Source organism: Mycobacterium sp. IDUB_3, assembly GCF_055419585.1.
In genome coordinates, this window is the sequence record NZ_JBVAXZ010000001.1 from 4,160,171 (window position 1) to 4,174,284 (window position 14,114).

Below are 14,114 nucleotides of genomic sequence, written 5' to 3' on the forward strand. Positions count from 1 at the left end.
CCCGGGTCACACCGGGATCCACCCTCGAGAAGAAGAAGGTAAGCGCTGTGCCTACGTACACGCCAAAGGCGGGTGACACCACGAGGTCGTGGCACGTCATCGACGCCACGGACGTGGTGCTTGGCCGCCTCGCCGTCGCGGCAGCCACCCTGCTGCGCGGCAAGCACAAGCCGACGTTCACACCCAATGTCGACGGCGGTGACTTTGTCGTCGTCATCAACGCCGACAAGGTCGCCTTCAGCGGACAGAAGCTGGACAAGAAGCTGGCTTACCGCCACTCGGGGTATCCCGGCGGTCTGAGCAGCCGAACCATCCGCGAGCTGATGGACAAGCACCCCGACCGCGTCGTGGAGGACGCGATCGTCGGCATGCTGCCCAAGAACAAGCTGGCCCGCCAAATCGCGCGCAAGCTGCACGTCTACGCCGGCCCGACGCACCCCCACGCCGCACAACAGCCCGTTCCGTACGAGATCAAGCAGGTGGCCCAGTGACCGAAACGACCGAGGCCGTGGAAAACCCGGAGAACCCGGAGACCCCGGAAGTCGCAGAAACCGTCGAGGAAACAGTGGCCGTCGCCGAGGTGACCGAAGCCCCGGTCGAGGCCGCCGAGGCCCCCGCGCCCGCCGAGTCCTTCGTGTTCGACCGGCCCATCCAGACCGTCGGCCGCCGCAAGGAGGCCGTGGTCCGGGTGCGCCTGGTGCCCGGCACCGGCAAGTTCAACCTGAACGGCCGCACCCTGGAGGGCTACTTCCCCAACAAGGTGCACCAGCAGCTCATCAAGGCCCCGCTGGTCACCGTCGACCGGGTGGACGCCTTCGACATCTACGCCCTGCTGCACGGCGGCGGCCCCTCGGGGCAGGCCGGCGCGCTGCGTCTGGGCATCGCCCGGGCGCTCATCGTGGCCCAGCCCGAGGACCGGCCCCCGCTGAAGAAGGCCGGCTTCCTCACCCGTGACCCGCGTGCCACCGAGCGCAAGAAGTACGGCCTGAAGAAGGCCCGCAAGGCGCCTCAGTACAGCAAGCGCTGATCAGCTGTCGCTATCCGGCCACAACTTGGCATCGTGGTGCACAAGTTGTGGCCGGTTGCGGCGTGTCTGCGCCCGGACGTGGCCGGTTTCGTTCACAAAGGAACGGGCACGTTAGGTGCTAGCCCGACAACTGTGAGAGGTTTGGTCGCATGGGTCGACTATTCGGCACCGACGGTGTCCGTGGGGTCGCCAATCGCGAGTTGACCGCCGAGCTGGCGCTGGCGCTGGGTTCCGCGGCGGCGCGGCACCTGGCGAGCGCCCCGGCACCGGGCCGGCGAGTGGCCGTGATCGGCCGCGATCCGCGGGCCAGCGGCGAAATGCTGGAGGCGGCGGTGATCGCCGGACTGACCAGCCAGGGTGTCGACGCGCTGCGGGTCGGGGTGCTGCCCACCCCCGCGGTGGCCTACCTGACCGGGGCCTACGACGCCGACTTCGGCGTGATGATCTCCGCGTCGCACAACCCGATGCCCGACAACGGCATCAAGATCTTCGGCCCCGGCGGCCACAAACTCGACGACGGCACCGAGGAACAGATCGAGGCGCTGCTCGACACCGATCCCGGGTCGCGCCCGGTCGGCGCCGGGATCGGCCGGGTCATCGACGCCGAGGACGCTGACGACCGCTACCTGCGCCACCTGAGCAAGGCCAGCACGCTGCGCCTCGACGGGTTGACCGTGGTGGTGGACTGCGCCCACGGCGCGGCCTCCGCGGTGGCCCCGCGCGCCTACCGCGCCGCCGGTGCCCGGGTGATCGCGATCAACGCCGACCCCAACGGGCTCAACATCAACGACAACTGCGGTTCGACGCATCTCGATTCGCTGCGCGCGGCCGTCGTCGCGCACCGCGCCGACCTGGGCCTGGCGCACGACGGGGACGCCGACCGCTGCCTGGCCATCGACGCCGAAGGCAACCTGGTCGACGGCGACCACATCATGGTGGTGCTCGCGACGGCGATGCACGAGGCCGGCGAGCTGGCGTCCAAGACGCTGGTCACCACCGTGATGAGCAACCTGGGACTGCACCTGGCCATGCGCTCGGCCGGGATCACGGTGCGCACCACCGGCGTTGGCGACCGCTACGTCGTCGAGGAATTGCGCGCCGGCGACTACAGCCTGGGCGGTGAGCAGTCCGGGCACATCGTGATGCCCGCGCTGGGCTCAACCGGCGACGGCATCGTCACCGGCCTGCGGCTGATGACCCGCATGGCGCAGACCGGCTCGTCGCTGGCCGAGCTGGCCTCGGCGATGCAGACGCTGCCGCAGGTGCTGATCAACGTCACCGTCGCCGACAAGGACATCGCCGCCGCACCCGCGGTGCAGACAGCGGTCGGGCAGGCCGAGGCCGAGCTGGGTGATACCGGCCGAATCCTGTTGCGCCCCTCGGGAACCGAGCCAATGATCCGCGTCATGGTGGAGGCGCCCGAGAAGGAGATCGCCCAGCGGGTCGCCACCCGCGTCGCCGAAGCGGTCAGCGAGGCGCTGTAATCTCCCCGGAACCCCGCCGCGCCCGCGGGCGTCGGATAAGGCATGAAATCCGTTGGGGGAACACGCCCGGTAGCCATCGCCCGCACGCAGATCGACGTGCCGGCGGCGCAGCGGGTCGCTAACCAATTCGCGATGGCGGCCGAATTCATCGACCGCGCGGTCAGCGACCACCTGTCCAGGCTGACTTTCGGCGGGGCCTGCGCGGGGTGGGTCCACGCCGCGCGCGGCGACGCGCTGCGCGTCGAGTTGGAGCGGCTGGTGGCGCAGGTGTCTCAATGGTCGCGCGCATCGGCCGAGATCGCCGCTGCGCTGCGGTCCAGCGCCGAGCGCTACGCCGACGCCGAACTGTATGCCGCGGCGCGGATCGCCTAGCCCCGTGGCTGACCGATTGGATGTGGCCGCGCGCCTCGCCGAGGGCCTGGCGGCCGTCGAGCACACCCAGACCTACGTGCAGGCCTGTCACGCGCTGGGCTACCAAAACCCAGATCTGACAATGCATCCCGCGCAAGTTCGCGAACTGTATGCGGCGGAGGACGGGCTGGATCTGCGCGCGCTGGACCGCGACTGTGGCGAGCTGCGCGCGGCGGCCGTGCTGGCGGCCGAAGCGCTGCGGATGCAGCGGGCCCAGGTGGCCGAGCTGGCCGCGGCGTGGACGGGTCCGGGCGGGGATGCCGCGGTGCAGCTGTTGCAGCGGCACTGCGATACCGCGGACGCCATCGCGACCGAACTGCGCGCGGCGGCCCAACGATGCGAGTCGCTGCGCGACAACCTGTGGTATCTGGTCGATTCGGAGGTGGCGACCGCCGTTGCCGTCGACAATCGCGTTCGTGTTCAGCGGCCGGCGTGGCTGGCGGCCGCCGCCGCGGTCACCGCGGGGGGCCGGGACGGCGCGGCCGACGTGGTGCGCCAGCAGGTAATGCCCTACGTGGACAACGATATTCGCAATGACTGGCTGACGGCGATGCGGTCCGCCTCGGGCGGGGTCGAGACGTCCTACGCCATGGTCATCGACAAGATGACAGCCGTCCCGACAGCGCGCTTCGAATTTCCCGGCGACCTCGGGGCCGGCGATGCGCCGGTGCAGCTCGCACCGCCGGTGGCCCCCGCGCCCGTCCCGCTGGTAGCCCCCGCGCCCGTCCTGGCGGCGGATCCCGCGCCGACGTTGATGGCTGCCGCGCCCAGTCCGGTTGGTGCCGCGCCGGATTCGGTGACCCCTGCGGACTGGGGAGCCGCGCTCGGCGACGCAATGGGCATGCCTATGGGTGATTTGGGTGGTGGTCTCGGCGGAGGCGGCGGTCTGGGTAATGGTCTTGGCGGGGGCGGTGGGCTTCTCGGGCTGGCCGGCCGGATCGTCGATGTGGTGGGTGGGCTGATCGGATCGGCGGGCGACGGGCTGGACGGCGCGGGCGGGCTGGACGGCGAGGGCCCGTTGAACGGCGGTGACGACGTGTTCGACGAAAAGCCGTTCCATGCAGACGATCCCGAGGATACGGTCGCCGACAAGGCCGCGGATGATCCAGCCGATCCCGCCGAAGCCGACCAGGCCCAACCCGTAAACGAACCTCAGCCCGAGCCCGACGACGCGATCCAACAGGTCGGGGCCCCACCGCCGGTGGACACACCGCCGCTCGACACTCCAGCACCGGATGCGCCGGCCGCACCGCCCGCCGCTCCCGTCGCCGAACCGGCACCCGCGGCCGACCCGGAGAAAACGCCATGCGAGATTGCCGCCGACCAGCTTCCGCAGGCGGGGCAGTAACCGCTAGGCGGGCTTCAGCTTCAGGGCTTCCTCGACGAAGCGGACGGATTCGGCGCGGTCGGTGGACAGCGGGTTCAACAGCAGCGTGGTCACGCCGGCCTCGGCGAAGGCGGCCATGCGTTCGGCGACATATCCGGGCGGCCCGATCAGCGACATGCCGCGCACCAGCTCGTCGGGCACCGCGTCGATGGCCTCCTGCTTGCGGCCGGACAGGTACAGCTCCTGAATGCGGTCGGCGACCTCACCGAACCCGTAGCGCGTCGCCAGATTGTGGTAGAAATTGCGGCCTTTGGCGCCCATCCCACCGATGTAGAGGCCCAGCTGCGGCTTGACCCACGCCAGCCGCTCGTCGAGGTTCTCCCCGATGGCCAGCGACGCGTGCACCATCACGTCCAGCGGCCCCAGCGCGGGGTCACGCTTGGCGGCGCCGGCCGCCAGCGCCTCTCCCCAGATCGAGTCGGCCTTGTCCGGCAGGTAGAAGACGGGCTGCCAGCCCTCGGCGATCTCGGCGGTGAGCTCGACGTTCTTGGGGCCCAACGCGGCGATGCTCACCGGAATGCGTTCGCGCACGGGGTGATTGATGAGCTGCAGCGACTTGCCCAGGCCCGTTCCGCGATCCGCCGGTAACGGCAACTGATAGTGCTTGCCGTCGTATTGCACGCGTTCGCGGCGCCACACCTTGCGGCAGATCTCCACGATCTCGCGGGTGCGGCCGATCGGGGCGTCGAACGGAACGCCGTGGAACCCCTCGATCACCTGCGGCCCGGAGGTGCCGATGCCCAGGCGGAATCGCCCGTCGGACACGTAATCCAGCCCGGCGGCGGTCATCGCCAGCAGCGACGGCGTGCGGATGTAGATGGGCAGCACGCCGGACGCCAACTCGACGGTGTTCGTCCTGGCGGCCAGATAGCCCAGCTGGCTGATGGCGTCGAAGGCGTACGCCTCTGCCACCACCACGACCTCGATGCCGGACTTCTCGAGTTCGACCACGCGATCCACGGCCTCGTGAAAGCCGCCCGAATAATTCAGAGCGATCCCGATTCGCATCCATGACACTTACCACGCGGCCGCGCCGGCCGGGACGCTCAGCCCGCCGAAGTGCCCGTCCAGTACTCCGCGAACCGCTGGCCGTCGGCGGCCAGGCGAAGGATGTCGTTGCCGGTGAACGTGACCGGGCCGTCCGGGCCGAGCCCGGTGCCCACCCAGCGCCCGGCGACCAGGTCACCGTCGCGCAGCGGGCCGAGCTCGACGGCAAAGCTCAAGTCCGAGAACATGTTTCGGGTCTGCTCGATGACCTGCGCAAGTTCCTGGGGTCCACAGACCTCTCGGCCGGGCCAGTGACCCACGAAGTCGTCGGTGACGATCTCGGCCGCGATGGGCTGGCCGTTCCACAGTTCGATGATCCAGCGGTCGTAGAGCGCTTGCACGGTCGACATGAAAGGGCGAATACCCCTTCCTCACTTCAGCAGGGCGACGATCTTGTCTTCCAGGGGAATTGCCTCGGCCTCGGGGTCGATCGCGTCGGTGCCCGGCAGGTGCACGTCCGGGTCGGCGAAGTCGCGGTACTTCTTGTCGCCGCCCAGGGTGTAGAGCAGGTAGCCGGTCAGCAGCGCCCGAACCGAGCGCTGGGTGCGCCGGTGCTGACCGGGCAGCCCCAGCACCTTGGTCAGCCGCCGGCCCTCGACCAGTCCGCCGGATTCGGCCTTGCTGACGATGCGCAGCGTCGCCGCGTCCCACACGTCGGCGAGCGCCGATGCGTTGGAGTTGAGCGTTTTCGAATCGCCCGGGGCGGCGAAGATCACCCCGGGCACCTGCAGCGTCGCGGCCGGTTGCTGGGCCGGCGGGCTGGTGACGCTCGGGAAGATCGCGGCCACCGCCGCGGGCTTGGCCGGCATGCCGGCGGCGGCGAACACCGCCGCCGCGCCGCCGAAGCCGTGACCGGCCACGCCGAGCTTGGCCGGATGCACGCTGATCTTGCCGGGGCCCAGGCGCACGCCCGACACGATGTCCAGGGCGGTGCCCAAATCGAAGGCGAGGTTCAGCACCGAGGGGGCCACGCCGCGCTGGGTGTCGGGAGCGCCGGCCACGAGGCCCCACGACGCCAGATGCTCGAGCAGGTTCGAATAGCGGGCCGCGCCGGCCAGCCAGTCGTGGCCGAACGCCACGCCGGGCAGGTTCAGCCCCTGCTCCGGGGTGTACACCACGCCCGGTAGCCCGGCAAAGGCCAGGTCACCACGCAAAACCCGATGCGGACCACGGCGGCTGAGAGCGGCGACGAGCTTGCGGATGCGGGCCACGCGTTGACGTTAGCGCATCGCAATCTGGCGCCGGGGGAGAAGGAATACCGTTCGGCCCGGCCGCCGCGGGCGCGGGACCGAACTAACCCCTGACCTCGATGACACCCATCCGCCACAGCGCCGCATAGAGCTGGTGCAGCGGGATGGACACCAGCTGGGTGGAAATGTCCATCAAGGGGTTCCCGGAGCCGGCCGACGCCTGCGAGCGGGCCTTGGGGGTATGGGCCGGCGGCGCCAGGGGGGCGGGCACCACATCGTCGTAGCGAACTGCGGTCATGATTGCCTCCTCATGGCGCCCGGCGGGCGGTCCAGAAAGTTACGCATCTCAATACGACCCGTTGCACAATTCCCGGTTAACAACCACTGACGGGGAGAATTCATGGCGCGGCTAAAAACGTGGTCCCACGTAGCCAGAATATCTGGTCTATGCCCAATAATAGCCGGACCGTACATCGCTGACCACGGATTCGTAGCTGACACGCTGCGCATTCGTGATCGTGCGGGCTTCACGCAGCTCGTCCTTTCGCTGGATCCGGTCCTTTCCAGTCTTTGCTGATATTTCGAATGTAATGCGGCATGTCAGGTGGGTGTTGTTGCGACACGAAACCGTCGCAAATACATCAGGTGAAAAACATTTCCGTTGTTTATGACGATTGAGTGAATGACGGATGGTCCAGGACACCCGCCCGAGACGCGTCGGATGGAGAACCGGGGTAGGGGAAGGTCACAGCGGGCCTTTGCGCAGGTGGGCGGCCTGACCCCAACCGCGGAGTGCGGGGGTGGTGGCCCGCCTGCACTACCCTGTTCAGAATGTGCGGAATCGTCGGCTATGTCGGGCAGCAGCCCGCCTGTGAGGTCGTCATGGCCGCGCTGCGCCGGATGGAGTACCGGGGCTACGACTCGTCGGGCGTCGCCTTGGTCAACGGCAGTGGCCCCTCAGCAGGCACCCTGACGGTCAGCCGCCGTGCCGGCCGGCTGGCCAACCTGGAAGAGGCGGTCGCCGAGATGCCGGCATCGTCGCTCACCGGAACCACCGGCCTGGGCCACACCCGGTGGGCCACCCACGGACGTCCCACCGACCGCAACGCCCACCCGCACAGCGACGCCGCCGGCAAGATCGCGGTGGTCCACAACGGCATCATCGAGAACTACGCCGGCCTGCGCCACGAGCTGGAGGCCGAGGGCGTGGAATTCGCCAGCGACACCGACACCGAGGTGGCGGTGCACCTGGTGTCGCAGGCGTACCGGCACGGCCCCACCGCGGGCGATTTCGCCGCGTCGGTGCTCGCGGTGCTGCGCCGCCTGGACGGCCATTTCACGCTGGTGTTCGCCAACGCCGACGACCCCGGCACCATCGTCGCCGCCCGCCGCTCCACCCCGCTGGTGATCGGCATCGGCGACGGCGAGATGTTCGTCGGCTCCGACGTGGCGGCGTTCATCCCGCACACCCGCAACGCCATCGAACTCGGCCAGGACCAAGCCGTGGTGATCACCGCGAACAGCTACCGGATCACCGACTTCGACGGCAACGAGGACCTGGGGCCGGCGGCATACCGCGAGTTCCACATCGATTGGGACCTGGCCGCCGCGGAAAAGGGCGGCTACGAGTACTTCATGCTCAAGGAGATCGCCGAGCAGCCCGCCGCCGTGGCAGACACGCTGCTGGGGCACTTCGTCGACGGCCGGATCGTCCTCGACGAACAGCGGCTGTCCGATCAGGAACTCCGCGAGATCGACAAGGTGTTCGTGGTGGCCTGCGGCACCGCGTATCACTCCGGCCTGCTGGCGAAGTACGCGATCGAGCACTGGACGCGGCTGCCGGTCGAGGTCGAGCTGGCCAGCGAATTCCGCTACCGCGACCCGGTTCTGGACCGCAGCACCCTGGTGGTGGCCATCTCGCAGTCCGGTGAGACGGCGGACACCCTCGAAGCGGTCCGGCACGCCAAGGAGCAGAAGGCCAAGGTCCTGGCGATCTGCAACACCAACGGCTCGCAGATTCCGCGCGAATGCGACGCGGTGCTCTACACCCGCGCCGGTCCGGAGATCGGGGTGGCCTCGACCAAGACGTTCCTGGCGCAGATCACCGCCAATTATCTGGTCGGGCTGGCGCTGGCGCAGGCCCGCGGCACCAAGTACCCCGACGAGGTATGGCGTGAATACCACGAACTGGAAGCGATGCCCGACCTTGTCGCGCGGGTCATCGCGACGATCAAGCCGGTGGCCGCCCTGGCGTATCAATTCGCCCAGTCCCCGACGGTGCTTTTCCTGGGCCGCCATGTCGGATACCCGGTGGCGCTCGAAGGCGCGTTGAAGCTCAAGGAATTGGCGTACATGCACGCCGAGGGGTTCGCCGCCGGCGAGCTCAAGCACGGCCCCATCGCGCTGATCGAAGACGATCTGCCGGTCATCGTCATCATGCCGTCGCCCAAGGGGTCGGCCGTGCTGCACGCCAAGTTGCTGTCCAACATCCGCGAGATCCAGGCGCGCGGCGCGATCACCATCGTCATCGCCGAGGAAGGCGACGACACCGTGCGGCCCTACGCCGACCACCTGATCGAAATTCCCTCTGTGTCAACGCTTCTGCAGCCGCTGCTGTCGACCATCCCGCTTCAGGTGTTCGCGGCGTCGGTGGCGCAGGCCCGCGGTTACGACGTCGACAAGCCGCGAAACCTGGCCAAGTCCGTCACCGTCGAATAGGCGGGAAATAGCTTGCGCCGCTTCGCCCGGATACCCGGCGGACGCGCGGCCGATCCATTACATTGCCCTGGGACAGCTTTTGCGGCAGGTGGGTTGGGCTAAGTCCGTACGGGAGGAAGTATGCGGTCGGCCGGGACAAAATACGGCGTCGTGGGTCTTATCGTTCTCGTCCTCGCGGTATACGTGGTGGCGGTCGGGATGTACGCGCAAAGCGGCAACGGCCGGCATCTGGATGTGACCGCTCCATCCGTCGACGGAGACAAGCCGTCGGCGACGATCAACGTCGAAGACATCCAGTCCAACAACAGCGTGCTCGCCGTCAATCTGGCGTTCAATCCCGGATCGGCGTTGCTGGACCCGAAAACCCACCACCTCAAGGACGATCTCAGCCTGCGCGTCAGGTCCGCCGCCATGCCTGCCCGGCACACCTGGACCAAGGGCATGCTTCCCGGCCTGATGGCCGTCCCGCTGACCATCGCCGGCCAGATCGAGCGGTGGCCCTTCGATCAATACCGCTCGGGGCCGATCGAAGTCGAGATCTTCTACGGCCCTGACACCGACCGGGCGCCCGACCACGTGCCGATCACCTTTGTCGATCACCTTTCGGGGTGGCGGCTATCCGCCACCAGAAGCCAGGCGGACGGTCCATACCGGCTGAACGTGCATCGCTCGCTCAGCACCGCGGCGTTCGCGATCGTCATCCTCGGCGTGCTCATCACGATTGCGAGTCTGGCTCTGGTGGTCGCGATTCAGACGGCGCGCGATCGGCGGCCGTTTCAGCCGCCGATGACGACGTGGTACGCGGCCATGTTGTTCGCGGTGGTGCCACTGCGCAACGCGCTGCCCGGCTCGCCACCATTCGGCAGCTGGGTCGACATCACCGTCGTCATCTGGGTGCTGGTCGCGCTGGCGGTCTCGATGATTCTCTACATCGGCTGCTGGTGGCGGCATTTGAAACCGGTGGCCGCCCCCGCGCCGGCGGAACCCGCCCGCGCACCGGAACCCACCCCCGCACCGGAAGCCACCCCGGTACCGGCGAAGTAGCCGGTCGCCGGCGGCGTGTTTGCCGCCGAAGGTGTCCGGCGCCCCGCCCCGCGTGCGAAGGTTGATGTCGTGGTGCATCCATCGGTTCGCAGGCGAGTGCGCAGCATGACGCTGGTGGTGTGGCATTTCGTCACCAGCGCCCCGCTGACCTACGGCTGGCTGTTGGTGCTGATGGTCACGACGTTCATCCAGACCCATCTGACCGGCCGGGAGCTGCACTCGGTACTGCTGCACCGCTCCACCAACATTCACGAGTTGGGCAGCGACCCGCTCGGCGTCCTGTTCTCCAGCCTGCTGTGGATCGACGGCAAAAACTTCGAGCCTTACCTGCTGCTGTTCACCCTGTTTCTCGCGCCCGCCGAACACTGGCTGGGCCAGCTGCGCTGGCTCACTGTGGGATTGAGCTCGCACATCCTCGCCACCTACATCAGCGAAGGCATCCTCTACTTCGCGATCGAGGACCACGAGGCCCCACAGCGGCTGGTGCACGCGCGCGACATCGGGGTGAGTTATTTCCTGGTCGGCGTAATGGCCGTGCTGAGCTACCACATCGTCCGGCCGTGGCGCTGGGGATATCTCGGGGTGTTGTTCATCATCTTCGGTTTCCCACTGATCACGATGGGCAGCGAATTGAACTTCACCGCGATCGGGCACTTCACCTCGATCCTCATCGGCTTGTGCTTCTACCCGATGACGCGCACGAGCTCCAAACGCAGCAGCCCGTTGAGCCCCGCGGGCCTGCGGGCCATGGCGCGCCGCAACGTGCCGCCGGAGACCTCGACCTGATGCCGGCGCCAGCCGGCACCGAAAGACCCTGGGCGCCAAGCCACTCCGCGACGATGCCGGCCGCGGTGCGTGCCGGTGGGGCGAGCGCGGCTGTGCACCGCGACGCTGCCACGTAATCTGACTCTGATGCGGCATTACTATTCCGTAGACGCGATCCGCCAGGCCGAGGCGCCACTGCTGGCCAGCCTGCCCGACGGTGCGCTGATGCGGCGCGCCGCCTATGGGCTGGCCACCGAGATCATCGGCGAGTTAGCCGCCCGCACCGGCGGGGTAACCGGGCGACGTGTGTGCGCGGTCGTCGGCTCCGGAGACAACGGCGGTGACGCGCTGTGGGCAGCCACCTTCCTGCGTCGCCGCGGTGCGGCCGCCGACGCGATCCTGCTCAACCCGGAGCGCACCCACCGCAAGGGGCTGGCGGCGTTTCGGCAGGCAGGCGGTCGTATCGTCGAAAGTGTTTCGCCGACAACCGATCTCGTCATCGATGGCGTGGTGGGCATCTCCGGCTCCGGGGCGCTGCGACCCGCGGCGGCCGAGGTGTTCGCCGCGGTCGACGACGCGAGAATCCCGGTGATCGCCGTCGACATTCCCAGCGGCATCGACGCGGCAACGGGGGCGATCACCGGCCCCGCGGTGCACGCGGCGCTGACCGTCACCTTCGGTGGGCTCAAACCCGTGCACGCGCTGGGCGACTGCGGGCGGGTCAAGCTGATCGACATCGGGCTGAGCCTGCCCGAGACCGAGCTGTTGGGGTTCGAAGCGGCCGACGTGGCCGCCCGCTGGCCGGTGCCCGGGCCGCACGACGACAAGTACACCCAGGGCGTCACCGGCGTGATGGCCGGCTCGTCGACGTATCCGGGTGCGGCCGTGCTGTGCACCGGCGCCGCCGTCGCGGCGACCTCCGGCATGGTTCGCTACGCCGGCAGCGCGCACCGCGAGGTGCTGGCGGTGTGGCCCGAGGTGATCGCCTCGCCCACCCCCGCGGCGGCCGGGCGCGTGCAGTCCTGGGTCGTCGGGCCGGGGTTGGGCACCGACGACGTCGGGGCAGCGGCGCTGTGGTTCGCGCTGGAAACAGACCTGCCGGTGATCGTGGACGCCGACGGGCTGACCATCGTGGCGGCCCATCCCGAGCTGGTGGCCAACCGCACCGCGCCGACGGTGCTTACTCCGCACGCCGGTGAATTCGCCCGGCTGGCGGGTAATCCGCCCGGTGATGACCGGGTGGGTGCGTGCCGCAGGCTGGCGGACGCGTTCGGCGCCACGGTGCTGCTCAAGGGCAACGTCACGGTCATCGCCGACCCGGGCGGCCCGGTGTACCTCAATCCGGCGGGGCAGTCCTGGGCGGCCACCGCCGGCTCCGGTGACGTGTTGTCCGGCATGATCGGCGCGCTGCTGGCGTCGGGCCTGCCGCCGGTCGAGGCGGCCGCGGCGGCCGCGTTCGTGCACGCGCGGGCGGCGGCGTTGTCCGCCGCCGATCCCGGCCCGGGCAAAGCGCCCACCTCGGCATCGCGCATGGTGCCGCACATCCGGGCGGCTCTGGCCGCCCTCTAGGAAGGATTCTCCCAGTGCCCCACCACCCATCCCTGCCCGCCCATTCGATTGCGCCCGCCTATACCGGTCGCCTGTTCACCGCGCCCATACCGGCGTTGCGGATGCCCGACGAGTCGATGGACCCCGACGCGGCATACCGCTTCATCCACGACGAGCTGATGCTCGACGGCAGCTCGCGGCTCAACCTGGCCACGTTCGTGACGACGTGGATGGATCCCGAGGCCGGAAAGCTGATGGCCGAGACGTTCGACAAGAACATGATCGACAAAGACGAGTATCCGGCGACCGCGGCCATCGAACAGCGCTGCGTAAATATGGTCGCCGACCTATTCCATGCCGAAGGCCTGCGCGACGACGACCCGTCCAGCGCCTGCGGCGTGTCCACGATCGGGTCCAGCGAGGCCGTGATGCTGGGCGGTCTGGCGATGAAGTGGCGGTGGCGCGAGAAGGTCGGCAAGGACTGGAAGGGCCGCACCCCGAACATGGTGATGGGCTCCAACGTCCAGGTGGTATGGGAGAAGTTCTGCCGCTACTTCGACGTCGAACCGCGCTACCTGCCGATGGAGGAGGGGCGCTACGTCATCACGCCGGAGCAGGTTGTCGATGCCGTCGACGAGGACACCATCGGTGTGGTGGCGATCCTGGGCACCACCTACACCGGTGAGTTGGAGCCCGTCGCCGAGATCTGTGCGGCGCTGGACAAGCTGGCGGCCGGTGGCGGGGTGGACGTCCCGGTCCACGTAGACGCCGCCAGCGGGGGGTTCGTGGTGCCGTTCCTGCACCCCGAGGTGAAGTGGGACTTCCGGCTGCCCCGGGTGGTCTCGATCAACGTCAGCGGCCACAAGTACGGGCTGACCTACCCGGGCGTCGGGTTCGTGGTGTGGCGCAGCAAGGAGTACCTGCCCGAGGATCTGGTGTTCCATGTGAATTATCTGGGCGGCGACATGCCGACCTTCACGCTGAACTTCTCCCGCCCCGGCAACCAGGTCGTCGGCCAGTACTACAACTTCCTGCGGCTGGGCCGCGAGGGCTACACGCAGGTCATGCAGACGCTGTCGTCAACCGCGCGCTGGCTGGGTGAGCAGCTGCGGGTCGGGGACCACTGCGACCTGATCTCCGACGGCTCGGCGATCCCGGTGGTCAGCTTCCGGCTGCAGCGCGGTCTGGGCTACACCGAGTTCGACGTCTCCCACGAGCTGCGGACCTTCGGTTGGCAGGTGCCCGCCTACACCATGCCCGACAACGCCACCGACATCTCGGTGCTGCGCATCGTGGTGCGCGAGGGCTTGTCCGCCGACCTGGCCCGGGCCCTGCACGACGACGCCCGCACCGCGCTGGCCTCGCTGGACAAGCTCAAGCCGGGCGGTCACTACAGCGCCGAGCACTTCGCGCACTGAGCGGGCCCGTCGGCCGGGTTTAGTCACACCGTCCACCCGCGGCCGGGGCGCATGTGGCGGCTGTGACCACTGCGG

Annotated in this window: 14 protein-coding genes; 10 read left to right on the top strand and 4 right to left on the bottom strand. The window is 68.8% G+C overall.

What is annotated here, in order from left to right:
* Positions 1 to 47: 47 nt before the first annotated feature.
* The 5 genes from rplM to ACZYVJ_RS19425 all read left to right on the top strand — a co-directional run bounded on the left by rplM (position 48) and on the right by ACZYVJ_RS19425 (position 4,270).
* A complete protein-coding gene (rplM, locus tag ACZYVJ_RS19405; protein ID WP_463832507.1) occupies positions 48 to 491 on the top strand; it encodes a 50S ribosomal protein L13 in 444 nt (147 codons plus the stop codon).
* 74 nt (positions 492 to 565) lie between these two features.
* The gene (gene rpsI / locus ACZYVJ_RS19410) at positions 566 to 1,027 is read left to right on the top strand and encodes a 30S ribosomal protein S9 (RefSeq protein ID WP_463833064.1); all 462 of its coding nucleotides are present in this window, start codon (positions 566 to 568) and stop codon (positions 1,025 to 1,027) included.
* 149 nt (positions 1,028 to 1,176) lie between these two features.
* Positions 1,177 to 2,511: a phosphoglucosamine mutase gene (gene glmM / locus ACZYVJ_RS19415; RefSeq protein ID WP_463832508.1), complete on the top strand. Its 1,335-nt coding sequence runs from the start codon at positions 1,177 to 1,179 to the stop codon at positions 2,509 to 2,511.
* Positions 2,512 to 2,553: 42 nt separating this feature from the next.
* Entirely contained in the window at positions 2,554 to 2,883 is a 330-nt protein-coding gene (locus tag ACZYVJ_RS19420) for a type VII secretion target (protein WP_463832509.1), read from the top strand.
* A gap of 4 nt (positions 2,884 to 2,887) precedes the next feature.
* Positions 2,888 to 4,270, top strand: coding sequence for a hypothetical protein (locus ACZYVJ_RS19425; protein WP_463832510.1), 1,383 nt, complete (start codon positions 2,888 to 2,890; stop codon positions 4,268 to 4,270).
* A gap of 3 nt (positions 4,271 to 4,273) precedes the next feature.
* Here ACZYVJ_RS19425 and ACZYVJ_RS19430 read toward each other — a convergent pair whose 3' ends face one another.
* From ACZYVJ_RS19430 to ACZYVJ_RS19445, 4 genes are all read right to left on the bottom strand, one after another.
* Positions 4,274 to 5,317, bottom strand: a complete 1,044-nt coding sequence (locus tag ACZYVJ_RS19430) for an LLM class F420-dependent oxidoreductase (RefSeq protein WP_463832511.1) — start codon at positions 5,315 to 5,317, stop codon at positions 4,274 to 4,276.
* Positions 5,318 to 5,355: 38 nt separating this feature from the next.
* On the bottom strand, positions 5,356 to 5,706 hold the full coding sequence (locus ACZYVJ_RS19435) for an ester cyclase (protein ID WP_463832512.1): 351 nt from the start codon (positions 5,704 to 5,706) through the stop codon (positions 5,356 to 5,358).
* A gap of 21 nt (positions 5,707 to 5,727) precedes the next feature.
* Positions 5,728 to 6,567, bottom strand: coding sequence for a hypothetical protein (locus ACZYVJ_RS19440; protein ID WP_463832513.1), 840 nt, complete (start codon positions 6,565 to 6,567; stop codon positions 5,728 to 5,730).
* A gap of 82 nt (positions 6,568 to 6,649) precedes the next feature.
* Positions 6,650 to 6,844, bottom strand: a complete 195-nt coding sequence (locus ACZYVJ_RS19445; protein WP_463832514.1) for an Rv1535 family protein — start codon at positions 6,842 to 6,844, stop codon at positions 6,650 to 6,652.
* A gap of 533 nt (positions 6,845 to 7,377) precedes the next feature.
* Here ACZYVJ_RS19445 and glmS point away from each other — a divergent pair.
* The 5 genes from glmS (at position 7,378) to ACZYVJ_RS19470 (ending at position 14,039) form a co-directional block, all read left to right on the top strand.
* Complete coding sequence (gene glmS / locus ACZYVJ_RS19450; protein WP_463832515.1) at positions 7,378 to 9,264, top strand: glutamine--fructose-6-phosphate transaminase (isomerizing); 1,887 nt, start codon at positions 7,378 to 7,380, stop codon at positions 9,262 to 9,264.
* Between the two features lie 120 nt (positions 9,265 to 9,384).
* The gene (locus ACZYVJ_RS19455; protein WP_463832516.1) at positions 9,385 to 10,308 is read left to right on the top strand and encodes a DUF4436 domain-containing protein; all 924 of its coding nucleotides are present in this window, start codon (positions 9,385 to 9,387) and stop codon (positions 10,306 to 10,308) included.
* A gap of 105 nt (positions 10,309 to 10,413) precedes the next feature.
* Positions 10,414 to 11,094, top strand: coding sequence for a rhomboid-like protein (locus ACZYVJ_RS19460; protein ID WP_463833065.1), 681 nt, complete (start codon positions 10,414 to 10,416; stop codon positions 11,092 to 11,094).
* A 126-nt stretch (positions 11,095 to 11,220) separates the two neighbouring features.
* A complete protein-coding gene (locus ACZYVJ_RS19465) occupies positions 11,221 to 12,642 on the top strand; it encodes an NAD(P)H-hydrate dehydratase (protein ID WP_463832517.1) in 1,422 nt (473 codons plus the stop codon).
* Positions 12,643 to 12,656: 14 nt separating this feature from the next.
* A complete protein-coding gene (locus ACZYVJ_RS19470; protein ID WP_463832518.1) occupies positions 12,657 to 14,039 on the top strand; it encodes a glutamate decarboxylase in 1,383 nt (460 codons plus the stop codon).
* Positions 14,040 to 14,114: the final 75 nt, after the last annotated feature.